19 protein-coding genes and 1 pseudogene are annotated in these 23,537 nt (G+C 51.5%); 12 read left to right on the forward strand and 8 right to left on the reverse strand.

What is annotated here, in order from left to right; all coding sequences use genetic code 11:
* Window positions 1-15: 15 nt before the first annotated feature.
* The 3 genes and pseudogenes from M1D61_RS04860 to M1D61_RS04870 all read left to right on the forward strand — a co-directional run.
* Complete coding sequence (locus tag M1D61_RS04860) at window positions 16-1,233, forward strand: PucR family transcriptional regulator (RefSeq protein WP_458121381.1); 1,218 nt, start codon at window positions 16-18, stop codon at window positions 1,231-1,233.
* Window positions 1,234-1,435: 202 nt separating this feature from the next.
* The gene (gene ald / locus M1D61_RS04865; protein ID WP_458121382.1) at window positions 1,436-2,572 is read left to right on the forward strand and encodes an alanine dehydrogenase; all 1,137 of its coding nucleotides are present in this window, start codon (window positions 1,436-1,438) and stop codon (window positions 2,570-2,572) included.
* Window positions 2,573-2,739: 167 nt separating this feature from the next.
* Window positions 2,740-2,973 (forward strand): annotated as a pseudogene (locus M1D61_RS04870) (ABC transporter ATP-binding protein); the annotation flags it as partial.
* A gap of 92 nt (window positions 2,974-3,065) precedes the next feature.
* Here the strand turns inward: M1D61_RS04870 and M1D61_RS04875 are convergent.
* From M1D61_RS04875 to M1D61_RS04885, 3 genes are all read right to left on the reverse strand, one after another.
* Window positions 3,066-6,077: an S-layer homology domain-containing protein gene (locus tag M1D61_RS04875; RefSeq protein ID WP_458121383.1), complete on the reverse strand. Its 3,012-nt coding sequence runs from the start codon at window positions 6,075-6,077 to the stop codon at window positions 3,066-3,068.
* A 276-nt stretch (window positions 6,078-6,353) separates the two neighbouring features.
* Window positions 6,354-7,652 carry an aminotransferase class I/II-fold pyridoxal phosphate-dependent enzyme gene (locus tag M1D61_RS04880; protein WP_458121384.1) on the reverse strand — a complete coding sequence of 433 codons (1,299 nt, stop codon included), beginning with the start codon at window positions 7,650-7,652 and terminating at the stop codon, window positions 6,354-6,356.
* A gap of 251 nt (window positions 7,653-7,903) precedes the next feature.
* A complete protein-coding gene (locus tag M1D61_RS04885) occupies window positions 7,904-8,530 on the reverse strand; it encodes a pyridoxamine 5'-phosphate oxidase family protein (RefSeq protein WP_458121385.1) in 627 nt (208 codons plus the stop codon).
* A gap of 224 nt (window positions 8,531-8,754) precedes the next feature.
* On the opposite strand from M1D61_RS04885, the gene pdxR reads away from it, so the two are divergent.
* Complete coding sequence (gene pdxR / locus M1D61_RS04890; RefSeq protein WP_458121386.1) at window positions 8,755-10,299, forward strand: MocR-like pyridoxine biosynthesis transcription factor PdxR; 1,545 nt, start codon at window positions 8,755-8,757, stop codon at window positions 10,297-10,299.
* A gap of 131 nt (window positions 10,300-10,430) precedes the next feature.
* Window positions 10,431-11,216 (forward strand): helix-turn-helix domain-containing protein, encoded by a 786-nt coding sequence (locus tag M1D61_RS04895; RefSeq protein ID WP_458121387.1) that lies wholly within the window; start codon window positions 10,431-10,433, stop codon window positions 11,214-11,216.
* A 480-nt stretch (window positions 11,217-11,696) separates the two neighbouring features.
* On the opposite strand, the gene asd is transcribed toward M1D61_RS04895, so the two are convergent.
* Window positions 11,697-12,524 carry an archaetidylserine decarboxylase gene (asd, locus tag M1D61_RS04900; protein ID WP_458121388.1) on the reverse strand — a complete coding sequence of 276 codons (828 nt, stop codon included), beginning with the start codon at window positions 12,522-12,524 and terminating at the stop codon, window positions 11,697-11,699.
* 349 nt (window positions 12,525-12,873) lie between these two features.
* On the opposite strand from asd, the gene M1D61_RS04905 reads away from it, so the two are divergent.
* On the forward strand, window positions 12,874-13,473 hold the full coding sequence (locus M1D61_RS04905) for a histidine phosphatase family protein (RefSeq protein WP_458121389.1): 600 nt from the start codon (window positions 12,874-12,876) through the stop codon (window positions 13,471-13,473).
* A 35-nt stretch (window positions 13,474-13,508) separates the two neighbouring features.
* Entirely contained in the window at window positions 13,509-14,129 is a 621-nt protein-coding gene (locus tag M1D61_RS04910; RefSeq protein WP_458121390.1) for an NUDIX hydrolase, read from the forward strand.
* A 20-nt stretch (window positions 14,130-14,149) separates the two neighbouring features.
* Here M1D61_RS04910 and M1D61_RS04915 read toward each other — a convergent pair whose 3' ends face one another.
* The 3 genes from M1D61_RS04915 to M1D61_RS04925 all read right to left on the reverse strand — a co-directional run bounded on the left by M1D61_RS04915 (window position 14,150) and on the right by M1D61_RS04925 (window position 16,906).
* A complete protein-coding gene (locus M1D61_RS04915; protein WP_458121391.1) occupies window positions 14,150-15,085 on the reverse strand; it encodes an AEC family transporter in 936 nt (311 codons plus the stop codon).
* 244 nt (window positions 15,086-15,329) lie between these two features.
* A complete protein-coding gene (locus M1D61_RS04920; protein ID WP_458121392.1) occupies window positions 15,330-15,497 on the reverse strand; it encodes a hypothetical protein in 168 nt (55 codons plus the stop codon).
* 200 nt (window positions 15,498-15,697) lie between these two features.
* Entirely contained in the window at window positions 15,698-16,906 is a 1,209-nt protein-coding gene (locus M1D61_RS04925) for a cytochrome P450 (RefSeq protein WP_458121393.1), read from the reverse strand.
* A gap of 481 nt (window positions 16,907-17,387) precedes the next feature.
* Between M1D61_RS04925 and M1D61_RS04930 the strand changes: the two genes are divergently transcribed.
* On the forward strand, window positions 17,388-17,831 hold the full coding sequence (locus M1D61_RS04930) for a GNAT family N-acetyltransferase (RefSeq protein WP_458121394.1): 444 nt from the start codon (window positions 17,388-17,390) through the stop codon (window positions 17,829-17,831).
* Between the two features lie 247 nt (window positions 17,832-18,078).
* Here M1D61_RS04930 and M1D61_RS04935 read toward each other — a convergent pair whose 3' ends face one another.
* The gene (locus tag M1D61_RS04935) at window positions 18,079-19,293 is read right to left on the reverse strand and encodes a DUF418 domain-containing protein (RefSeq protein ID WP_458121395.1); all 1,215 of its coding nucleotides are present in this window, start codon (window positions 19,291-19,293) and stop codon (window positions 18,079-18,081) included.
* A 326-nt stretch (window positions 19,294-19,619) separates the two neighbouring features.
* On the opposite strand from M1D61_RS04935, the gene M1D61_RS04940 reads away from it, so the two are divergent.
* From M1D61_RS04940 to M1D61_RS04955, 4 genes are all read left to right on the forward strand, one after another.
* Window positions 19,620-19,835: a hypothetical protein gene (locus M1D61_RS04940; RefSeq protein ID WP_458121396.1), complete on the forward strand. Its 216-nt coding sequence runs from the start codon at window positions 19,620-19,622 to the stop codon at window positions 19,833-19,835.
* 15 nt (window positions 19,836-19,850) lie between these two features.
* Window positions 19,851-20,807 carry an acetylxylan esterase gene (locus tag M1D61_RS04945; protein WP_458121397.1) on the forward strand — a complete coding sequence of 319 codons (957 nt, stop codon included), beginning with the start codon at window positions 19,851-19,853 and terminating at the stop codon, window positions 20,805-20,807.
* Between the two features lie 1,003 nt (window positions 20,808-21,810).
* Entirely contained in the window at window positions 21,811-22,260 is a 450-nt protein-coding gene (locus M1D61_RS04950; RefSeq protein WP_046215778.1) for an Hsp20/alpha crystallin family protein, read from the forward strand.
* Between the two features lie 238 nt (window positions 22,261-22,498).
* Window positions 22,499-23,479 carry a DnaJ C-terminal domain-containing protein gene (locus M1D61_RS04955; protein WP_458121398.1) on the forward strand — a complete coding sequence of 327 codons (981 nt, stop codon included), beginning with the start codon at window positions 22,499-22,501 and terminating at the stop codon, window positions 23,477-23,479.
* Window positions 23,480-23,537: the final 58 nt, after the last annotated feature.

Genomic DNA, 23,537 nt, shown 5'->3' on the forward strand with positions numbered 1-23,537 from the left:
AGGCGGTGTATGACATTGGAGCATATAATTGACAGCCAGATCGATAGTCTGCAGACGCTGGCCGAGACGATCAGTGAGGTGATGGGCAGTCCGGTGACGATTGAGGATGAGGGTCATCGGCTGCTCGCCTACAGTACGCATGATCCGAATACGGACCCGGCCCGGATTGCCACCATTGTGGGACGCAAGGTACCGGAGCATGTACAGCGTGCTCTGTATGAGTCGGGAGCGATGCAGCGGCTGCTGGACAGTGCGGAACCGCAGCATATCAGGGAACTCAGCGAGGTAGGGCTGCGCAGCCGGATGGCGATCTCGGTGCGTCATTATGATGAGGTGATCGGCTATATCTGGCTGCTGGAAAATGACGGCTCCTACACGGCAGAGCAGCTGCAGCAGTTCAAGCGGGGCGCCCGGATTGCCGCCTCCAAAATGATCCAGCAGCAGCAGCGCCAGCAAAAGATCGAACTGTTCCGCCGGCTGCTGAACGGACGCTTCCCGTCCGAGCAGGAGGCGGCAGAACAGGCGAGAGAGGCAGGCGTTGAACTTCCTGAGGCAGGATATATACTTGTGATGGAGCAGGGGGGACAGCAGGATACCAGCGGCTGGTATGACAGAGCCGTTCAGGTTTCTGCCGAATATGCGGTCAAAATCCATCTGCAGCTGCCGGAGCCGAATCGGCTGGTTCTGCTCTGCGGGATGAAGGGTCCATTCCGATCCGATCGCTCTGCCGAACTGTCTGCACGGATCGGTCTGATCGTTACACGGCTGCGTCAGCTGCTGCCGGTCGAGGGGCTCTATTATGCCGCCGGCGAAGGATTCAGCTCCGTGCTGCATATTCAGCGCAGCTACCGGCAGGCACGGGAACTGATCACTCTGCATCAGCATCTGCCGGAGACCCGTGTCCTTCACTATTACCCGGATACGGGATTCTATCGGTATCTGAATGCGATGCATCGCGAAGCCGAGCAGTTCCCGGTAAGCTGGGGGCCGATCGACCGGCTGGCTGCCTATGATCAGGAACACAATAGCAATCTGCTGCAGACGCTGGCGGTATTCCTCGATCATGACAGTGATGCCAAGCAGGCAGCCGCCCAGCTGCATGTGCATACGAATACGCTCAATTACCGGCTGCGGCGGATTGCCGAGGTAGGACAGGTGAATCTGGACAGCATGGCAGAGAAAGTCACCCTGTATCTGGAACTCAAGCTGCTCTGGTTTGATGAAGGAAGTTAATACTGCATCAATCATTCATCACAGATGAGCTTAACCGACATTTGGCTCAATTATATGTCAGTAATTATGACGTATATCTAGTTTTTTTGTATTTTTACACAATTGAGATTGTTAAAATTTGGGGAACTAGACGATTACATGCCATTTTATCTATCCTATAATGAGGGTACGAACAGGCACGTTATCTGAAGGAGGCAACCCGATGAAGATTGGTATCCCGAAAGAGATCAAAAACAATGAAAACCGTGTAGCGATTACGCCGGCAGGTGTAACGACGCTGGCGATGGCAGGGCATCAGGTGTACGTGGAGAGCAGTGCAGGCCAAGGCAGCGGATTTACAGATGCAGCTTATGAACAGGCAGGCGCAACAGTGATTTCGCAGGCAGCCGAAGTCTGGTCGACCGCCGAGATGATTCTCAAGGTCAAAGAACCGCTGCCGTCGGAGTATGGCTATTTCAGTGAAGGACTTATTCTGTTCACCTATCTGCATCTGGCCGCCGCGCCCGAACTGGCCGCCGCATTAATCGAGAAAAAAGTAATCGGGATCGCCTATGAGACGGTAGAGGTGAATCGTACCCTGCCGCTGCTTACTCCAATGAGTGAAGTGGCTGGCCGGATGGCGGTACAGATCGGTGCTCAGTTCTTGGAGCGTCCGCATGGCGGCAAAGGGATACTGCTCAGCGGTGTACCGGGTGTCAAAAAAGGAAAAGTGACCATTATTGGTGGCGGGGTCGTGGGTACCAATGCAGCCAAAGTGGCTGTAGGCATGGGGGCGGATGTCACAATGATCGACCTGAGTGCAGATCGTCTGCGTCAGCTGGAGGATATTTTTGGTCATTCCATTCAGACGCTGATGTCCAACCCGTATAATATTGCTGAAGCCGTAGCCAGTTCAGATCTGGTAATCGGTGCAGTGCTGATTCCGGGAGCCAAGGCGCCCAAGCTCGTTACCGAAGAGATGGTTAAAAAAATGGAAGCGTATTCAGTTATTGTCGATGTTGCTGTCGATCAGGGGGGTATCGTGGAGACGGTAGACCGGATCACTACGCATAACGAACCGACTTATGAAAAGCATGGCGTACTGCATTATGCTGTCGCCAATATGCCGGGTGCCGTACCAAGAACATCGACGATGGCGCTGACCAATGCGACCATGCCTTATGTATCGCAGATCGCCAATCGCGGACTGCGTGAAGCACTGATGACCAATCCGGCACTCAAGCTGGGCGTTAATACGGCTGCCGGTGCCATGACTTACGCGGCAGTCGCCCGGGACCTGGGCTATGAATATGTATCGGTAGATGATGCGCTGAAAAAGACCTTTACTGCAACGAGCTGAGGAATCGGACGTTTGGCAGCAGAATATAAACAATCCACATGTATTCACCAAAAAACTCTGGATCAGGGATCACCTGCCGGAGTTTTTTGGTGGTTCTATGCGTATTTCTTAGTTCTCTACAGGATCAGAGTACGATCTCTATATCGTCAGATTGTTAATCAAGTTCGCTGCTGGATGAGCCGTCGATGGGGCTTGCCCAGGTTATCGTGGATCAGATCTTCGAGATTATCCAGGAGCTGAATGCCTCGGGCATGACGATTCTGTTGGTCGAGCAAAATGCCTATCAGGCGCTGCAGACTGCCCACCGCGGCTATATGATCCAGACCGGAGAGATTATTTTGCAGGATCAGTCGGTGGAACTGCTCAAAAACGATCAGGTTAAAGAAGCGTATCTGGCATAAGACTGGGATATGTAAAATGAAATTACTCCATATCCTCAACCAAAAAACCAGCACTGGATTATACCCGGTGCTGGTTTTTTGAATGCAAGTACTTATTTTATTTGCTGTAGGGCAGTGTTCAATTCCTGCAAAACGGAAATCTTGTCCTGAACGGCAGCGGCTGAAGTCAGATTATTTTTACGATCCAGCGCTGTCTGCAATCCGGTCACATCCTGATCTGTAGAATGCTGCTGGATCACTGTCTCTGCCTGGTGAGCCGCTTCGTTCAGCCAGGTGTCCAGATTAGGGACATCTACATACACGGTCTCCTCGAGACTGAGATCACCCTTTTTCAGTAGGACGATGACTTCATACTGGGCTGTAGAGGCACTGCCGTTGTACTGGAGCAGCTGCAGACCTTTATTCGTCTCGGAAGCTGCCAGATATACATTATCTGTTACCGAAGAACCGGTATCTGTATCCTGATCGATAGAAGTCAGCAGCTCGACGGAAGATACCGTTCTGGTTATACCATCAGCGGGCGGGCCGTCCGCTAAAGCTAGCTCCTGCATCGGAGCGGTAGAGTATGGCAGCACAATATCGTCTGGCATACGATCTGCTTCCCTGTACAATTCTGTCTGATCCGCATCTGCATTGGCATCATGTGGAGACGGATAGGCCGAGAGAGGAGCCGTATTCGTCAGCAGATTACGATCGGTGAAGCTGAGCTGACCGGCGGTGATGTCCATATCGAATACATGCCAGTAGCGTTCATTGCCTGCGCCTGCCGGAATCTGATAGGTCTTGACCGGAGTCGCGGAAGCACCATCATAGACTTCGACCCGGGCAGAAGAATTCCGGAGAGTTGCAGTACCTCCGTCGTGTAACTGGCTGTAGTTTTCGATATAAAACGTATAGGTGCCAGCTGTCCGTTTGCGGATAGTCATCGCTTCCGGACCATAACCTGCTATAGCATCATATTCCAGTTCGGCATAGAGTTCATTGTCATAGATAAATGTGTCGTTCGAAGGAAACGTATGGAAACTGAATCCATCCGGAGTCGGGCCGAGCAGATGAGCATCTTCGTCTTCGGGCAGCTCATCCCAGGTGAGCACAATACGAACCTGATCATCATCGCCCTGTCTAATAGCAATAGCATTCGCGTCATTCAACTCGTCTGCCAATGAAGTGGCTGTCATATAAGTAGTAACGAACCCTTCCTTTTTCAGTTCTCCCGTATAGATGCCCGGAGGAAGTTGTATCATATAATCTCCAGCCATTCCAGTGACGACGGTTGCCTCCACCGGACCGGTTGTTGTACGGATTCCTCTGCGGAACAGAATTTTCATCTCGTCTACCGGATAGTCTCTCGTATCCGTGATGATACCGAGAACTCCACTGATTAGTACACTGCCCTGGAATGTATATGCAAGGCGGGAGGAGTCGGCAGCTGGCGCTACGGTGAGCTTCAGTACTTTTCCATAATAATGGGTCAGCTTCAGCGGTTTAAAATGCAAAGTACGCGTCATGCTATCATAACTGACATTTTCCAGTGTCACAGGTCTACCATCTATTGCAGCCGTTATATCCATATCGCTGAGGAACAGTGTCTCGCCTGCCGACAGCGGGAGGGTGATTTGTCCGTTTTGTACTTCCAGATATTGCGTCTTCTGTGGATCATTATCTGCAATCGGAGTCGGTGCTGGATCATTGACCGGAACAGCCGGCTCATCATGCTTGGAATCTTTTTTCTTGGTATTGGTTGGGGTCAGAGGAAGACCGACCGTATTGCCGCCTACCCGTGCGGTAATTCCGTTATCTACATTCGTCTGCATCACTCGAGGAGTAATAGTCACCCCATCGGCGCGAATATAAACTTTCTCGACTGTACCACTGCCACCGATAGTAGCCGGGGCATTCAGCGTAGCTGATTGAATGGAGGATTTACTGGTCGTATCCACACGATTGCCGGTTGTACCGGCAGCTATGGCCAGATTATCGATCGAACCGGTGACCAGCTGCACATTCAGTGAAGAAGCGGAGATATCTACCGCATCGAATCGTCCGTTCATCGTTACCCGGGCACCTGTCGGCATCATGGAGGACATGATCACATTGGTGAATCCATTTCCGGCAGAAGCAGCTTTTTCTTCCAGAATGGAGCCGGATTGAAGAACGGTCTGCTGAATGACGGTTGAACCGGAAGTTACGATACGAACATCGCCGTCTTTTTTGTTGATGATCATGCTGGACAGATTGGAATCCTTGATATGAATGCTGTGACTGCCGCCGCCATTAACGGTAGTGGTTCCTTTGATCGTTACATGATCCAGCAGCACATCGCCTTCGCCGATCCCCTGACCGAGCAGCAGATCACCTTCGATGACCATGTTGCGCAGAGTACTGCCGGCAGCATGAAGCTGTACATTGCCGGATACCTGCTGCTGTCCGGATGCCGGGCCGTAAACGCCGGCCGTATTGTATACTGTGTTGTTGGAACCGGTGGATTGAAGCGAGCGATTTAGCACAGTGACTGCCTCTGCCCGTGTCGTGGTATCCCGGGGACGGAATCCTTTTTCGTCGCCATTCATCAGTCCGTTATCGATAACGGCACCGATCGAGCCCTTGCTCCAGGCAGGGCTGTTAGCCGTATCTTTCATACGGCTGGCGGAAGCGGATGATTTTAATTTTTTGATGGAAGTGAGAATTACCGCCAGCTCCTGGCGGGTGACCTGCTGATCCGGATGGAAAGTAGAGTCCTTGTATCCTTCCATATAACCCTGCGCTTTGGCGATGGCAACATCGTTATAGTACCAGTCGGATGGTTGTACATCCCGGTAATGAATCGGTGCAGCGGAGGTGAAGCCGAATGCTTTATTGATCAGGGCAGCCAGCTGCGAACGGGTTACGCTCTGATCCGGCTGCAGGCTGCCGTCTTGAAAGCCGCTAATATAGCCTTTGTTCTGCCATTCTGTGAGTACACTCTTGGCCCAGTGGTTTTGAATATCTGTCGCTGTGACCGACTGTGCGTGGACAGGAGTCGTCGCTGTCAGTCCTGAAACCGGCAAAAGGATAGCTGTGCTGAGCAGCAGCATGGCCCACGGCCGAATTGTCTTTGTTAACATTCCCCAAGTTCCCCCAATGAGTTATCAATTTAAACGTTGGTTCTAATGATATGGTCTATATCGCCTATATTTCTCTGTTTTCTTTACAAAAATAGGCATATAGATCTATATTACTATAATTTATTTCGTTTGGGAATGGAATTTTCCAGCCTTGGAATAGTATAAATAGTGCAGGAGACAGGAGGATATGAAATAAGCACAAAAAAGCAGACCCCCGTAAATGATCAGGGTCTGCTGCTATTTATAATGGAAACTTTACTGGAGGAAATATAAAAATCAACTTTGCTGCACATCCAGCACAGCCTGGTAAATCAGATCATACAGATCTTCCAGGTACTGCTCTTCAATACAGGAGAAAGCAATCCGCAGATCATGCTCGCCCAGTGCGATGGTGCCAATCTCGTACTGGGTGAGCAGACGCTGGCGTACCGCTTCGGCGGATACATTTTTGAGTTTTAGGCACATAAAGTAACCGGAGTTGAACGGATAGTATTCCCATACATCGCCGTATTTGCCGCTGTCGAGCAGATCTTTAACCTTGTTGGCGCGGCCTTTCATTACCTGGAATTTCTCGGCTTTTTGCACTTCGAATTCCGGGGAACGCAGCGCGTTCAGGACAAACGTCTGGGACGGATGCGCACCGCTGGAAATGGTTGCGCGGATAATACCGAGCGTTTTCTGCTCCAAAGCGGTCAGTGCTGTCGTAGACTGGGCGCCATACGTAATAAATCCGACGCGGAAACCCCATACATATTCTTCCTTGGTCGCACCATCGATCTTGATCGGCAGAATACGCGGATGCAGATTGTTCAGCTCGCCGAACAGGGATTCCTGCATCGAATCTTCGAAGAACAGTCCAAAGTAGGCATCATCCGTAACCACGACCACATTGATACCGGCCAATGCCGCTTCGTTGATCGCAGCCACGATCTGGTGACCATCCTCGACACTTGGCGTGTAGCCGGTCGGGTTGTTCGGGAAGTTCAGCACGACAATTGCTTTACCGCGACCTTTCTGTTCCAGTAGTGCATCGCGCAGACCATCGCTGTTGAACCGCATATCTTCCGTGAACAGCGGGAAGTTCACGATCTGTGCGCCGCGGCGGATGCCGAAGGTCAACTCGTAATTCTCCCAGTTTTTGTCCGGATAGATAACTGCATCGCCTTCGTCGGCGAACAGGTCGGCCACAATGCTCAGACCGTGGGTCAGCGCATTGGTAACAATCGGATTGCCAAAAGTTGTACTTGCAAGAGATGGATTATCCTTGATCATTTTCTCGCGCCATGCGCTGCGCAGTTCGGGCTTGCCTGCCGGCGGAGCGTACGGATACAGATCTTTCGGTTGAAAAGCGGATAGGGAATCCTGAATGACCTTTAGATGCATCGGTCCGCCATTCTCGGTAGCAATACCGATCGTGGCATTATATTTTTTGGCCTGGCTCGAAGCTTCTGCCGATTGGCTCAATATGCCTTCTTTGGGGAAATAGATCTCTTTGCCGAGCTTGGACAGCATGTCATAAATATAGGGACTGTCCGCTTTCAGATTATCATTCAATTGTCCTGCCAGTGGGTTCATCTTGTTCATCCTTCCGGGTCTGTTTAGAAGATATCAACCAGGCGAATCTGCTGCGTGTTCCGTCTGATTTCGCTGCCTCATAGTATATCATTGTTCACATTACGGTGTCACTGTGCGACCGGAGGATTTTGAAGGCACAGATGTGAAAAGCAGGTGAATTTAAAGCGTATTTGGGGCAGCTGCGGCTCATCATTTCTCAAAGTGTTTGTTCCAGTGTTTAGACTGGGGTCAGACTATGGGCATGTTCCTAATTATTCGCCGGAAGATGGATGATATGGACAGTACTTTTCCATCATTTCCAGGGTTGCCAGATCATTGGTAGAGTCTCGCTGCTGCAGGCCGCTGATGATTTGTTCGCGTTCCTGGCCCCGGACATTCTGGCCGAACTTGAACTTGGCAGTCCATTCGTCCGGGATAATCTTGATCAGTGCGACTCCCTTGAGCCGGGGGACATACCGCGGATCATCTGGCGTAATCGGATCATATCCGCCCTCCGGCTGCAGCTTCTGCATAAAGGCGCTGAGTGCGACGGCCTTTTCTTCCAGCTCGGTGACGATCTCGGCATGTCCGCGTACCGTCACACTTTTGAAAAAGGCAGTCGCCGGACAGGCCATCTCCTCATCGGTAAAGTATGAAGGAATCAGCGCATATTCATGGGCTGCCGAGAAGGTAACCCGGTTGTCCTGCTTCAGCAGCTTCATTTTCTCTCCCGCCCGGCTGCCATGCATATAAAATACCCCTTCATGATAGGCAAAATTCAGCGGAATGACCCGCGGCCAGCCATCCTCGCTGACGAGACCGAGAAAGCCGAAGCTCACCTCTCCGAGAAACTGCTCCAGCTCTTGTTCTTCCTCTACCGTAAATTCTTTTCTTCTCATCTGTATATTCTCTCCTTTGTCTCTATCTGGATTGACGATTTATGGTAATCAGCTTATGCTGAAAAGTGTCAGGTGAAAAGGTCCAATTCAGGTATAATGATACGGTCCAATTTTAGTGCGTTAATAAATTGAAGTAAGATCGGAGATAGGCAGAATCTGTTTTGTCGAAGTCCGGTTTTGCAGAATATACAGCTTACAGGTGTGAAAGAGAGGTACAGCTGGACATGGATATCACCATCGCGTATCAACGTGCTCTGCAGCAGCACAGTCACAAATACATCGCTCTGTATTATGCATTGCGCGAATCCATTCTGAACGGTTCGCTGCAGCCGGGTACCCGGCTGCCGTCGACACGTGAACTGGCAGCGAGCTATGGCGTCTCCCGGGGGAGTGTGGCGGAAGCATATGATCTGCTGCTGGCCGAGGGGTATACCGAATCGGCTGTAGGCAGAGGCACTTATGTAGCCCGGCAGCTCACCACGCTGCCAATCCTGCAGGACCAGACAGCAGAACGAAATGAACAGCAGATAGAGCCCGGTGGAGGGTCGGCGGCGGCTGATTCAGGCGGCCCGGCCCGCGCTCTGTCCCGCTGGGGAGAACGGCTGCTGGAGCTGGATCGCCGCCAGCCTGTGAAGTCGTATCCGCCAGCTGATGTTCCGTTCAAAGAGAGAATTGATTTTCAGGCGCAGGAGATTTTGCTGGAAGGCAGTTCCCTGATCGACTGGCGCAGTGCTATGGCCTTTGCAACCAGGGATTTGCAGCAGGGCAGCGGTCATGATGAAGCCGGGGAAGCCGGTGGTGACCGGATGCTGCGGGAGGCGATCTGCAGCCATCTGGGCAGGACACGCGGCATTGCGGCCCGGCCAGAGCAGGTCGTACTGTGCAGCGGCTCGATGGAAGTGATCGTACTGCTCTGTCAGCTGCTCGTGAATGAAGGTGATCCGGTCATTCTGGAAGATCCGTGTTTTACCGGACTCTACCGGGCGATCGCTGCCTGCGGCGGACAGGTCTGCCCGGCGCCGCTTGATCGGCAGGGCATTATCCCGCAGGAGTGGGAATCCCGACTGCTGATTGTAACGCCGGGCCGCCAGTTTCCGACCGGAGCGGTGCTGCCGCTGCCAAGACGCCAGCAGCTGCTGCAGTGGGCCGATCGCCGAAAAGCATGGATTATCGAGGATGATTATGACAGCGAGTTTCGCTGGGAAGGCCGGCCGATCGAGCCGCTCAAGGCGCTGGATACGGGAGAGAGTGTTATCTACGTAGGTTCCTTTTCCAAAAGCATGTTCTCCAGTCTGCGGCTTGGCTATGCGATCACGCCGCCGGGACTTGCGGAAGCGCTAGTGGCCGCCAAGCGGCTGTACGATCCGCTGCCTTCCTCGAGGCTGGAGCAGCGTGCGCTGGCCCGTTTTATTATGCGGGGCGATTATATGCGCCATCTGCGCCGGATGACCCGTCTATACAGAGGACGCCATGCCATTTTCCGGGAACAGATGGAGCAGCAGCTGCCGGGATTGTTCCAGTGGATGTCTGCCGGTTCCGGGCTGCATGTATACGGCGTCTGGCAGCATGATCAGCATTCGTATGAGGCGTTCCGACGGCTTGCTGATGCCTGCGGAGTCAGCTGGCGGGATGCTGCTGATTACCGACTCACGGATGGACCGCCGTCGGGGTGCTTTATTTTTGCCCATCTAGCGGAAGAGCAGATCCGTGAGGGGATTCGTCGTCTGCGGATGGCCTGGAGCAGGTATGAATCCACAAAATTTCATTAATTAGGTAACCTACCATTGACGAATCCCGACTTTTTGCGCAATATAAGCGCATAGCCGTTTGATTCGTTACAGCGGTATAGTGGATATCCGATAGGAAATTTAGATAGAGGAATTGGAGAAGGAGGAACAATATGCTTGAATTATCACCTGCTTCATTTATACTGAAGCCCGCCTTTGCCAAAATTTTCTGTGAACCGGAGTGGCGCTGGCCCAAGCGGGAGAAGCCCATGCCCAACTACGACCTGTTCTATGTGTGGAGTGGAGAAGGGGAACTGATCCTTAACGGAGAACCTTATGCGATTAGCAAGGGAAGCTGCTTTTTGTTCCGTCCGGGAGATGAGACGACCGCTACCCATAATCCGCAAAAGCCGCTGGTTCTGACCTATATCCATTTTGATGTGAATGAGCCGGTCAGTCGTGTGCCTGCCCGCTACCGGGTGCTGGAGGAGACGATTGATTTTGAATACATGCTCGTTCGTTATGTGCGTCTGCTGCTGGAACGGGCATTTGCCGCCGAGGAGGAAGCACGTCTCATTCTGAAGCAGCTGATGATCCATCTGCTGCGTGACGAACAGCACAAGCCTGCTCCGCGCAAAGTGAGCAATCAGCTGCACGAGACCATTCAGGAAGTCGCCAATTATATTCGTCAGCATCCGAGCCTGGCGCACCGGGTCGAGGACCTGGCTTCACGGGCCGGATTGTCGCCCCGCTACTTCTCGATCAAGTTCAAGGAATTGATGGGCGTATCTGTGCAATCGTATATCATTCGGATGCGGATCGAACGTGCAGAGCATCTGCTCGTCTATACGGGCATGAATGTGACCGAAGTGGCGGATGCGCTGGGCTACCGGGATATCTTCTTTTTCAGCCGGCAGTTCAAGCAGTATACCGGCAAAAGTCCGTCCGAGATTCGCTAGAGGGGCTGGATAGACCCTCTTTGCTGCAAAGTTGCTCTATGGTGGCTGACTGCCTTACAATAAAGGGAAGCATACGGTAAACGCCCCGATCCGTTGTTTGTTTCAATGCAAAACACGCGGGGTAAATACTGCTCATGCATATTGTAAGCATGAAGTAAAACTTCTGTAAGCGGTTATAGCATGCAGTCGTTTAATGCCATGCCATAGAGAGGGGGCCTTCAGAATGCGTTTGAGAAGACGGGGGCGTAATTACAGTTCATCCAAGATCACCAGCAAAGTCTTCCGGAACCGTCTGCGCCGATTGCAGTCCGCAGCACAGCAGGCAGCAGAAGCCTGGTTCTAATTTAACCTATACTTAAGCAATTGTTATTTATATATAGGAAACCGGCAAAACAAGCAGCAGCCCCGTCGAATGATGAATTCGGACGGGGCTGCTGCTTTATACTGTATATTAGCGGTTAGGACGAAGTCCGGCGCTGCTCAGGCGTGTTCGGTCAGGCGGCGGTACGGACGGGTCGATTCCATGTCCAGCAACGTGCCGAGTTTTTCGCCCATTTTGACACGGCTGCCGATATGCAGCATCTCATCCGGGGTAAATGTACCCTGCTGGATCAGCAGCACAATCGTCGAACCAAACTCAAAATAAGCCAGTTCGTCGCCCTTGTTCCAGGAAGTGATCGTTTCGTCGGGATAACGGATGCTGCTGACATTGAGCGCACCGACCTTGACGACTGCGACTTCGCCATAATGATGCTTCATATACGTAATCTGGCGTTCATTGCGGCTCAGGACAGAGCGCATATTCAGCATGCTTTTATCGTTAACCGGATAGACTTTGCCGGGGATATGATCCCGTTCGGTCTGCTTGCCGGTGACCGGTGCATGAATCCGGTGATAATCGGTTGGGCTCAAATACAGCACGAACATATATCCATCCCGGTAGGTCTCCATCCGCGGAGAGTGATTCAGCAGTTCTTCCAGTGTATAATCCTGGCCTTTGACCTGTGGAATCAGCCCATCCTGCAGCGGGCCCATTGCCGTGATCAGCGCATCGACCGGGCTGGTCAGCGACATCGGGTCCGGATCGATCGGGCGTGAACCCGGACGGAGCCTGCGGGTGAAAAATTCATTTAATGAAGGATAATCGGTAACGCTTTTCTCTGCTTCTTCTGCCGGAATGCGGTAAGCCTGAATAAATTTCGGAATTAGCGCGCGGCTGGCCCGTGATTTAGCAAAGCTGCCTGTTAGCCGGGATACCCATTTGCGTGAGGATAGCTCGGTCATCAGGCGGAACAGTGAATTGGCCATGATAGTAATGTACCCCTTTCCAGATTAAGGAAAAATAATGCGATCATTTGTTTGTTTCGTTATATTGACACAGATGTCATCCAAAATCAACGTTCAACTCCAGAACAGCTGCTCCACTGCAACCGTCCGGTATCCGTCATGCAATCATTCGACAGCTGACGGAACGTCCAACATCCCATGAATAAACATGGTAAGATACAGGTAGGAGTGCAGACTATTCATACGATGATTCAGAAATACTCTGTTTAAGGCAAAATAAAATATATAAACAAGAGATTATTGTATACTTTTTACCCGCAAATGTCACTCATCAGGTTAAGGTCATATCGCGCGTAAAGGAGGAATAACGATGACTACATTCGGTTTAATCCGTCATGGCAGTACGATATGGAACAAAGAGGGCCGTGCGCAGGGAAGTTCGGATATTCCGCTGAATGAAGAAGGCTGGGAACAGGCTCGCCAGCTCGGGGAACGAGTCGCCGGAGAAGCATGGGACCGTATCTATGCGAGTGATCTGATTCGTGCGCGCCAGACCGCACAGGCAATCGCGGAAGCTTCGCATCTGCCGGTCAGCTATGATCCGCGCCTGCGAGAGCTGGATGGCGGCCAGATCGAGGGCACGACACACGCCGAGCGGATCGAACGCTGGGGAGAAGAATGGAAAACCAGGGATCTCGGACTGGAGACCCCCGAGTCAGGTGCGGCCCGCGGAATCAGCTGTCTGCAGGAACTGGGACGCAAGTATCCAGGCGAGCGTATCCTGATTGTCAGCCATGGTGTGCTGCTCAATCATGTGCTCAATGCCATTCTGAAGGAAGAACCGAAATGGCATACTCTTGAAAATATGTCGATCACCGTCGTCCGCTGTGATGAGCAGAATGCCTGGGATTGTGAATTGTACAACTGTGTTCGCCATCTGTTACCATATGAGGCAGAACAGCAGAAATAACGACAATTCATGATACCGCAGGGGAGATGGATGATGTGCAATTGAAATGGCTGGAGTGGGCTAAGCAGATTCAGGCGATCAGTCAGGCAGGACTGGAATATTCCAGGGATGTATACGATCTGGAACGATTCCAGCAACTGCGTGAGCTGAGCGTGGAGATTATGCAGCAGTACACGGAAGCGGAGACCGAGCTGATCCGTGATCTGTTCGCAGGGGAGACCGGTTATGCGACACCCAAAGTGGATATCCGGGCTGTTGTATTTCAGGAGAACCGGATTTTGATGGTCCGGGAGAAGCTCGACGGTGCCTGGGCACTGCCGGGAGGATGGGCGGATATCGGCCTCTCACCCAAAGAGATTGCCGTCAAAGAGGTCAAGGAAGAGTCCGGCTACGACGTGCGGGCAGGACGCCTGCTCGGTGTGGTGGACAAGAAGTTCCATCCTCATCCGCCTTCACCATGGCATGTGTACAAATTTTTCATTGAATGCGAACTGATTGGCGGGACGGCCGCTACCGATACGACCGAGACGATGGAAGTCGGCTTTTTCGCTGAAGATGAACTGCCGCCGCTCTCCATCGAACGCAATACCGAGCAGCAGATTCGTACGGCATTCAGCTATTTGCACAATCCGGGTTTGCCGGTATTTTGCGATTGATACCGAAGCGGCATGCTGCGTTATTGCAGCCACAGAATCAGCACCGGCAGCATAACGACAGAAGCCAGTGTCGTCCATAAGATGCAGCGTGAGACGAGCTGCGGCGCCGCTCCGAACTGCTCGGCCAGAATGACCGCATTCACTGCCGTCGGCATGGAAGTCAGAATGAGCAGCACATGGAACAATATCCCTTCTATACCGAGCAGGGTCAGCAGCAGCCAGGATAACAGCGGCGCGGCAGCCAGCCGGATCATTATGCCCGCCCAGAAGGCGCGGCGAGATGGTCGGTGGGCTGCCGTTTCTTCGTCCCGGGAGCTGACATTGATCATCTGGGCGCCCAGCACAGCGAGCGCGACAGGCGAATACGCGGCAGCCAGCATGGCAAATCCCTGATCCAATGTGGCAGGCAGTGCCAGCCCGGACAATCGCAGCAGTACCGCTATGACAGTAGCATAGACCGCCGGCAGCCGGAAAATCGAAGCAAACGCCTGCCGTACCGAGAAATGCGAGCGGGCAGCGAAAAAGACACCGACCGTATTCACAATGACCATCTGCCCGATGACATAGACCGAAGCCTTGTCCAGACCAAGCTGCCCGAATGCCAGCAGCACGAGCGGCAGACCATAATTGACACTGTTGGTAAAAGTGGAGATCAGCGTAAGCCCGGCCTTTTCCTGCGGGTTCAGACGCAGCATCCGGCTGACCAGTACAGCAATCAGCCACAGCAGAACCAGGGTCAGCAGGGAAAAGCTGATCGTCGAACTCACATCCTGCCATGAAATCTCCGCATGCAGCAGCGTGTTGAACACGATGGAAGGAGTCAGAATATAGAGCGAAAGCAGTGCGAGCGGCTTGGTATCCATACCGCGGAAACGACGTAGCAAGATACCGCCGACTACAGGAAGAGAGATCGGGAGAAAGACCTGGTACATGGTGGAAAGTAACTGGAGCAGCATGATGCTCATCCTTTCTGCAAGGCGCAAGTAATCACGAGGAATAAAGGAATACAGCAAGAGGGTGCAGGGCACCCTTATTTGCGGCTCCGTTTATTCGCTGTAAAGCTGTTATCACTGTAAGCCCGTACAGAGCAGCCGTCAAATATTCGAATCCTATACGCTTATAGCTATAAACTATGATTATGCTATATCTTATTGTAGTTAGAAATATAGCCCGGCAGCCTGGATATCCGTCTTATGACATTTATCCGCGCTGCCGGGAAGAAACAGCCTTGGCCGTGCTTGCTGTCCGGGACAGGGAAGTCGGTGGACCCACGGAAGATGCTGCATCGGCCAGCGGAATACCTGCTGTCGTCAGAGTCAGTACGGAGACGATTGCCGTACTCATCCACAATGTACTTTTCTTCTTCATTACGATCACTCCTTTGGTTACAAGCAAGCCGGATAGCCTGCGGATTGGTTAGATTGTAACCTGTAACTGTATACGTTTTAACTTTGTGTTAGCAGAATGGAAGATTGAAGTGTTGGATATAATAGGCTGACATATAAAAAGACTGCTTTCTCCCCTGAAAAGGAAAAAGCAGTCTGCTTCAATGAGTACAGTCCGTTTGTTTAATGATGCAAAACAGGCTGGAAAGTTACCGGGTATTCTTTGACCCCGAATACAAAGGCGCTCTGGATCGGCTCCAGCTGTGTGCCTTCCACTAGTGCGATCCGATCCATATGACGCAGCAGCGTATTCAGCACGACGCGGCCTTCCAGCCGGGCGAGCGGTGCACCAAGGCAGAAGTGAATGCCAAAGCCAAATCCCATATGTTGATTTGGTTTGCGGTCCGGGATAAAGGTATCAGCATTGACAAACTTCTGCTCATCCCGGTTGGCGGCACCGACCCAGGAGATGACCTGCTCACCTGCCTGGATGTGCTGACCGCGCAGCTCGGTATCCTCCTTGGCGACGCGTCCGATGGCGACGATCGGCGGATAGTAGCGCAGCGTCTCTTCGACGGCAGTCGGGACCATCTCGGGATGTTCACGCAGTCGCTGCTGCAGCTCCGGCTGCTCAGCCAGAATGCGTACGGCATTGGTGATCAGATTGGTCGTTGTCTCATTACCGGCTGCCAGCAGCAGGATGCAGAAGCTGATAATCTCATCCTCGGTCAGATGCTGCCCTTCGATCTCGGCAGCGATGAGCAGAGAGATCAGATCCTCCTGCGCTTCCTGACGACGCTGCTGGATAATATGGCCAAAGTAAGCACCCAGCTCTGTATTGGTACGGTCTTTCTCTTCCATCAGCTCCTGGAAAGCTTCATCGCTGTCATCACGGGCGCCTTTGACGAGAATATCCGACCATTCCTTGAACCGATCCCGGTCGGAGGAAGGTACGCCGAGCAGTTCGGCGATCACGATGACTGGCAGTGGCGTTGCCAGATCATGCACCATGCGCAGCTGTCCCTGCTGCAGATGGGGTGCTAGCAGATCGTCGGCGATATTCTGGATATGCGGCGCCAGCTCCTCGATCTTTTTCGGGGTAAAAGCCTGGTTCACCAGATCGCGCAGCTGCTTGTGCTTGGGCGGATCCTGGGTCAGCATGCTCTCGCGGTTGGCACGATTGCGCCGGGAAGAGAACAGCTTGGGATTTTTTAGTACATACTGGACGTCTTCATACCGGAATACATCCCAGCAGCTGCGATTTTTATCGTAGCGGACAGGGGACTGCTCCAGTAGTTCATTATAGGCATCAAATGGGAACAATTGGCGTTCCACCGTATTCAATTCACGCATCGGAATGTAGTTGGCGTACTTATTACTGGTGTTCTTCATAAGTTCCTCCTTGGTAATTATATCATTATTTACATATTGAGTTTTGTTCATTATATAACAGAATGTTTGATATATACAAATTTTGTAATTTTTCGTCCATCATTTATTTCCCCTTTTTGCCGCGGCTTAATCAGATTTCCTTATTCTCATAGTGATTAACCGGCTTGTGAAATGGGGAAATGAAACAGATATATGGCACGAGGTTCATGCTATGCAAGAAACGATGTGCAAATCTGATAAAAACATCATTTTACACTCATGGCGAGCTGTCGGGAGATTGGGTATACTTTGAGCAAGTCATGGGTAGAGAGTTATGGGCCCGGCATCAAAGTATGCTGTATCAGCAGATATACAAGACAGACGTACGATACATATTGTAAAAGGCAGCTTATACTTGCCCTTTCTAATGAGAGAGCCGGACAGGATATACGCTGCTGCACCGGCACAGCCGGAAACGAACGAAGAAAAGGGAGGCAGTCGAATGGAGCAGACACTGGTTATTCGGGAAGCGCATCAGGAGGATGTAGCGGCACTGGCCGTACTTATGGAGGAGCTGGGTTATCCGGTATCAGAGGAGGATATGCATACACGCTTTCTGGCACTGCAGGAGCATCCGGATTATCAGTGCTATGTCGCTGAAGCAGATGGTCAAGTAATCGGTATGATCGGATTGATCAAGGAACTTCGGTTTGAGCGGGACGGGGTCCATGTACGGATCGGTTCACTCGTTGTTAGCGAACAGCATAGAGGCGGCGGAATCGGCAAAGCGCTGCTGCTGGCAGCAGAAGGCTGGGCAGGCAGTGCAGGCGCACGGGCGGTGGCGCTTAACAGCGGCAACCGGGAAGAGCGGACGGGTGCACATGACTTTTACCGCCATCTCGGCTATGAAGCGACGTCAACCGGATTTGTAAAACGGATTGTATAAACAATTAAAGGACAGCATGGATGTTCCTGTACTTGGAAATAGCGATTTCAGATTAGCATATGTGTCACCCTGCAGAGAAAGCGATACTTCCGGCAGATTATTCTTCAGTAGAGTCGGCTGTTCGCGCAGATCAACACATCAAAAAAGGAAGCTCCATAGAGGGCTTCCTTTTTTGTCCTGTCTATTGTCCTGTTTTCTGCACAGGTTTGTTGGTGCTGCCATCCCGGACTATCTGAAATAAACATATTTACCGTACAGCAGGCTGAGGCTGATCCGGCGAAACAGGGTTCGATGGGAGCTTGCCGCTGCGCGACCGGTTGGTCCACATCCGCAGCAATTTTTCCACCGGTCCATAATTGTATTTGCGCAGATAGAGCGGGCTGAGTATGAACTGCAGCGCATAGATGAGCAGGGCAACCAGCGTACCGACCGCGATGCCCAGCTGTCCGAACAGTCCCAGCCCGTAGCCGTAATAGATCGTTGTGCAGAGAATGCTCTGCAGCAGATAGTTGCTCAGCGACAGCTTGCCGATCGCGATGAATCCGTTCATCCACGATGCAGACTGCCATTTGAGATACAGCCAGGCGAATGTAAAGATATAACCGATCGCCAGCACCGGACCGCCGAACAGCAGCGAGAATGTCTCCCAGTCCAGTACAGGCATCATGACTATCATTAATTTGCTGATTAGACCGAGCGGGAGGAAAATGAGCATCCCTTTGCGGTACAGTGCGGACTTGCTCTGCGGATCGTTAAAGATACCTTTTTTGGCCATATACATGCCCAGCCAGAACAGCGGGATATACAGCAGCGATGTCATGCCGTACAGGATAAACATCAGCACAAAAGCAAGCGGGAAATCCAGAAAAGGCGTCGTCATATTGCGCTGCACCAGAATATCCAGATAGCTGCCGGTGCTGTATACATGCAGCGTCTCCAGATGATAGCTGCGCTCCATAGCGATCATGGCATCCTCGGAACCTGTGAAAAGACCGAACAGACCAAACAGCAGCATCATGCCAAAGCCGATCATCGTCCAGACCAGCAGCGTTCTGGGGCGGCAGCGCAGGAACAGCAGCAGGCCAAACCCGTACAGGCCGTAATACGTGAGAATGTCACCTTCCCAGATAAAAAAGCCATGCACCATACCGATCAGCATGAGCAGCAGAAAGCGTCGGCTCAGATACGGATAGGGCGAGAGCTGCCTGCTTTCCAGACTTTCTTTCATCTTGATAATGCCGAATCCGAATAAGAAGGCAAAAATCGGCATAAAACTGCCGACCACCAGCACTTCCAGCAGTCCGTTCACCACATGATCAGCGGTGGAGAAACCGGGTTCCTTTAGATCAATGGCGCCCCAGGCACCATACTGGAAAATCAGCATATTGGCGAGAATAATACCGAGCAGGGAAAAGCCGCGCATGGCATCGATCATTTTCAATCTTCGTTGGGATATGTACATAATCAACCTCCTTATATGTAGGATCAGAATCTGTCGGTAATACCAAAACGGCATGGGTGCGGTACCGGTATCCGATCATGCAGGGATAACGTTCGGGCTGTTGGATCTAACCGGTTCAAGGTACGTATACGTACAGGCCTACCAGATGTTGCATATTCTGGATAAAAGATCGCTGGGTTTGCGCCGATATCCTTGCAAAATGTGGTATGGCAAACAGCGGAACAGGTTGTAATTAAGCGCTATTATTGTTAGCATTTACGTATTGAGCCCTTCTGTACGGCATGCCGGAATGATGCAGGCTTATTACATGTGAAGAGGGTATGAGAATGAACTGGATCAAATCCAATTTTAGAAAGTCTGATTTTATCGCCTGGTACATTATTCTGGCGATCCTGCTGGTGATTCTGGAGTTCCGGAATAATCCGGATTCGGTTGGTGTATTGAGCATATTGATTACGCTGATTACGGCCATTATTCCGGCAGCTATTTTCAGTTTTTGCTTCCGGATGATCACCGGCTGGATCGTTAATCTGAATAAATAAAGGAGTCTATGTCCTATGATTAGTCACGCTATCGCCAGAAGAGTCCGCGAATTGGAGCAGTATGCACCCATGCTGACTTCGCCTGTAGATCTGGATGAATTCTGGGAACAGACACTGCAGCAGTTCCATCACAAACCCCTTTCTGCCCATATGGAGGAATGTCCGACTCCGATGAAGGCGGTGCAGTCCTACCGTGTCACGTATGAAGGATTTGACGATACTCCACTGTCCGGCTGGTATATCCGCCCGGCCGATGCCGGTGAGCAAAAATTACCATGCGTCGTCATTTTCCACGGGTATGCCGGCAGCAAGGGCTATCCTGAAGATTACGCCCAGTGGGCGGCCATGGGTTATGCCGTATTTGCCATGGATGTACGCGGACAAGGCGGCGAGACCGGCAGCCGTATGCCTTCCGAATTCGGTATGAGCTCCGGATGGATGTCACAGGGGATTTTGGACAAGAACACCTTCTACTATCGTGCGATCACGGTGGATGCGCTCAAAGCGATCGAATGGGCAGCTGCCCAGCCGGGCATCGATGCCAGCCGCATCGCCACCTATGGCGGCAGCCAGGGCGGCGGACTCGTGCTGATCACCGCCGCACTCAGCGAGATCCCGACTGTCGCGGTAGCGAATATTCCGAATATGTGTCATATGGACTTTGGCATCTTGAATTCCGAGAGTTCGCTTAAGGAAGCCGCCCAGTTCGTCAGCCGTCATCCCCAGCATTTCAACCAGGTGCTGGAGACGCTGAGCTACTTTGACATGATCAACCTGGCGGATCGCATCAAGATCCCGGTGCTCGTCTCCTGCGGACTCAAGGACATGGTCTGCCTGCCGGAAACAATCTTCGCCGCCTACAACCGAATTCGTTCGGAAAAGGACATCGCCGTCTATCCATTCGACGGCCACTACGTCAGCCCCCATCACAACCGCCGAACGATGGAGTTTATTCAGCAGCATTTTGGCTGACATTTGTGCTGCACTGATGGAACATGGAATACATTAATTTGGCAGTGGTATGCGTGCAGCATACTGCTGTTTTTTTATGAGCATACGCGGCTGGTCGACCCTCGTTCATGAACTGTGGATGCTCGTGTGCTGCTGTGTTGTCATGCTGCCATGCTGTCGTGCTGCGTGACATGCCGTATGAACAGCCGCTGCGAAAAGAGATTCTGCCACTCTCTCCGGTTAAGAATGGAGATCTTGAACAACCGCTTGCAGCGGTCGATCTCCATTCTTAAATGTCGGTCGTTGGCAGAATTCTCTTTTCTCCGCTCCGTGCAGGGAGGTGCGGGGATGCTCGCAGTTACATGTTTACAGACGCTTAGCAGGAGATGCAGCAGGTTGTAAGCAGGCATTGACGAACGGGTTAATGGATGTGCGATCATGTGAAGAAATATGCAGTAATATGTAGCGATATGCGGTAATACGTAGTGCAGAATTATTTTATTATCCTTGTTACGGTGATTGTTTGGAAATTCATATTGCTTGGAGTTGCCTTCATAAACTAAAGGGAAAAGAAACAGCAGTAAACATTAGCTGAATGGATAGAAACTTATCTATAGAATGCAGTATTCCTTTCCGAAGTGGGGTATGTCTTCCCAGAATAGGTACCTCCATAGAACTCTCCGCTCTATCCGCCACAAAAAAGCTCAAACATCAAACAAAGGTCAAAAAAGGTCAAAAATTTAGAAAACAAAAAATAACTCCGCCTAATCCGCCATAATTACCAATAACCGTCCCAAATCGCCTGTAATCCATTTTGAAGCTAGCAAAAGCCCAAGCTATAATAATGCCATAAGGTCAGTGAAGGTCAAATGAAAAATGTACAACCTGACTTCAAATGCAGGACGTACATCACAACACCAAGTGCAAGCACTTCACTGACCGGGATGAAGTTTTTATGGTTCGTGTAATAAGCTTCATCTCCAAACTAACCAATTAAAAGAATAATCACGGAGGAGGATGCTTTATGTTTGATTTGGTTCCTTTTGGTAAACGTCGTGAAGATGCCTGGGGTCAGCTGATGAAGTCCTTCAATGATGTGTGGAATGATGACTTTTTTGCACCACTGAAATCATCGACTCTGTCTTTTAAAACCGATATTCGTGAGACCGACAATGCGTATCTGGTGGAAGCCGAACTGCCTGGTTTTACCAAAGAAAATATTAATATCGACTATGCCGCTCCATATCTGACCATCAAAGCGGTTCATCATGAAGAAAGCAGCACAGAGGATGAGAGCAAAGGTCAGATCGTGCGTCAGGAGCGTCGTCATGGTGAGTATGTAAGACGTTTCTATGTGGAAGATATCGATGCCGATCATATCCAGGCTTCGCTCAAGGATGGTCTGCTGAAGCTGGATATTCCAAAACGGCAGCGTCCCGAAGGACGGCGGATTGAGATCCAGTCGGGTGAATAAAGCCTGCAGACAGCATGTATCCATGACAGTGTAACTGTTTAACCTACTGGTAAATTGGATTAAAAATAGGTAGAATAACAGTGATATGTAAATTGGCTGAATGATGAAGACAACAGGATAATCAACCGCCTGCACAGGCGATCATAACAAAGGTGCATTGTAGTTCCCAACCGCTATAATGCACCTTTTCTGTATTCGATACCGCTCGCTGGATCGATAGGGAAAGGAGGGAGAATGCATGCCTCGGGATTATTATCGGACGCTGGAAGTGGAACGTAGTGCTTCCAGACAGGAGATCAAGAAATCATATCAGAAGCTGGCCAAAAAATGGCACCCGGATGTTAACAAGGCACCGGAGGCTGAGGATAAATTCAAGGAAATCACCGAAGCGTATGAAGTGCTGGGAAGTGAGACCAAGCGGCAGCGCTATGATGATCAGCTCAAGTATGAATCTGCCCGCCAGACGTATCAATCCAACTCCGGAAGTTCCAGCCGTCCATCGGGCAATCGTCCTGGACCTGAGGCCGACAGTACATCGGACCGTACCAGCTATGAATATCGCACAGGTACAGGTGGAGTGGATGAAGATTTTTTTGATATGTTTTTCGGTGACCGAATGAAGGATTATGATTTCTTCTCCAATACGGCTGGTAATGCCAGCTTCAGCAATGACAGCCGGGCGGGGGCAGGTCCGCAGCGTACAACCAGGGCCAAACTCGATATTACGCTGGAACAAGCTTACCGCGGTGACCATGTGCCGATCCGGCTGGGAGGCAGACGCATACAGGTCAAGATTCCGGAGCGCATCCCGCAGGGCAGCACGATCCGTATCCGCGGCACCGGTAGTAATGGCATTGATGCCGATGAGGAGCTGCTGATCACACTGCGCATTCTTCCTCACGCGGTGTATGTACTGGAGGGCAGCAATCTGCAGGGAGTACTGGAGGTCGCTCCATGGGAAGCGGCACTCGGCACAGATGCCCATGTACAGCTACCGGATCAGTCCAGAGTCCGGGTCAAAGTACCGACCGGTATTCAAAACGGCCGTATTCTCCGCATTCTGGGACGCGGTCTCAAACGGGATGATGGCAGCTATGGGGATGTGCTGCTCGATGTGGAGATTGTTGTTCCACCGGGTACCAGCGAACAGGAGCGTGAGTTGTATCGCCAGATGGCTTCGCTGAGCCGATATCAGGCGCAGATGAGACGGCGCCGTTAAATACAGCTGTAGCAAAATACAATGCAAGGGCCGGAGCAGCTGATGTCCGGCTCTGCTT

This window comes from Paenibacillus sp. Z6-24 (assembly GCF_054161335.1).

Coding starts and splice junctions, on each gene's coding strand:
- M1D61_RS04955 (WP_458121398.1), top strand. CDS start 22,499: ATGCCTCGGGATTATTATCGGACGCTGGAAGTGGAACGTAGTGCTTCC.
- M1D61_RS04905 (WP_458121389.1), top strand. CDS start 12,874: ATGACTACATTCGGTTTAATCCGTCATGGCAGTACGATATGGAACAAA.
- M1D61_RS04925 (WP_458121393.1), bottom strand. CDS start 16,906: ATGAAGAACACCAGTAATAAGTACGCCAACTACATTCCGATGCGTGAA.
- M1D61_RS04920 (WP_458121392.1), bottom strand. CDS start 15,497: ATGAAGAAGAAAAGTACATTGTGGATGAGTACGGCAATCGTCTCCGTA.
- M1D61_RS04930 (WP_458121394.1), top strand. CDS start 17,388: ATGGAGCAGACACTGGTTATTCGGGAAGCGCATCAGGAGGATGTAGCG.
- M1D61_RS04875 (WP_458121383.1), bottom strand. CDS start 6,077: ATGTTAACAAAGACAATTCGGCCGTGGGCCATGCTGCTGCTCAGCACA.
- ald (WP_458121382.1), top strand. CDS start 1,436: ATGAAGATTGGTATCCCGAAAGAGATCAAAAACAATGAAAACCGTGTA.
- M1D61_RS04940 (WP_458121396.1), top strand. CDS start 19,620: ATGAACTGGATCAAATCCAATTTTAGAAAGTCTGATTTTATCGCCTGG.
- M1D61_RS04880 (WP_458121384.1), bottom strand. CDS start 7,652: ATGAACCCACTGGCAGGACAATTGAATGATAATCTGAAAGCGGACAGT.
- M1D61_RS04945 (WP_458121397.1), top strand. CDS start 19,851: ATGATTAGTCACGCTATCGCCAGAAGAGTCCGCGAATTGGAGCAGTAT.
- M1D61_RS04915 (WP_458121391.1), bottom strand. CDS start 15,085: ATGCTGCTCCAGTTACTTTCCACCATGTACCAGGTCTTTCTCCCGATC.
- M1D61_RS04935 (WP_458121395.1), bottom strand. CDS start 19,293: ATGTACATATCCCAACGAAGATTGAAAATGATCGATGCCATGCGCGGC.
- M1D61_RS04895 (WP_458121387.1), top strand. CDS start 10,431: ATGCTTGAATTATCACCTGCTTCATTTATACTGAAGCCCGCCTTTGCC.
- M1D61_RS04885 (WP_458121385.1), bottom strand. CDS start 8,530: ATGAGAAGAAAAGAATTTACGGTAGAGGAAGAACAAGAGCTGGAGCAG.
- pdxR (WP_458121386.1), top strand. CDS start 8,755: ATGGATATCACCATCGCGTATCAACGTGCTCTGCAGCAGCACAGTCAC.
- asd (WP_458121388.1), bottom strand. CDS start 12,524: ATGGCCAATTCACTGTTCCGCCTGATGACCGAGCTATCCTCACGCAAA.
- M1D61_RS04950 (WP_046215778.1), top strand. CDS start 21,811: ATGTTTGATTTGGTTCCTTTTGGTAAACGTCGTGAAGATGCCTGGGGT.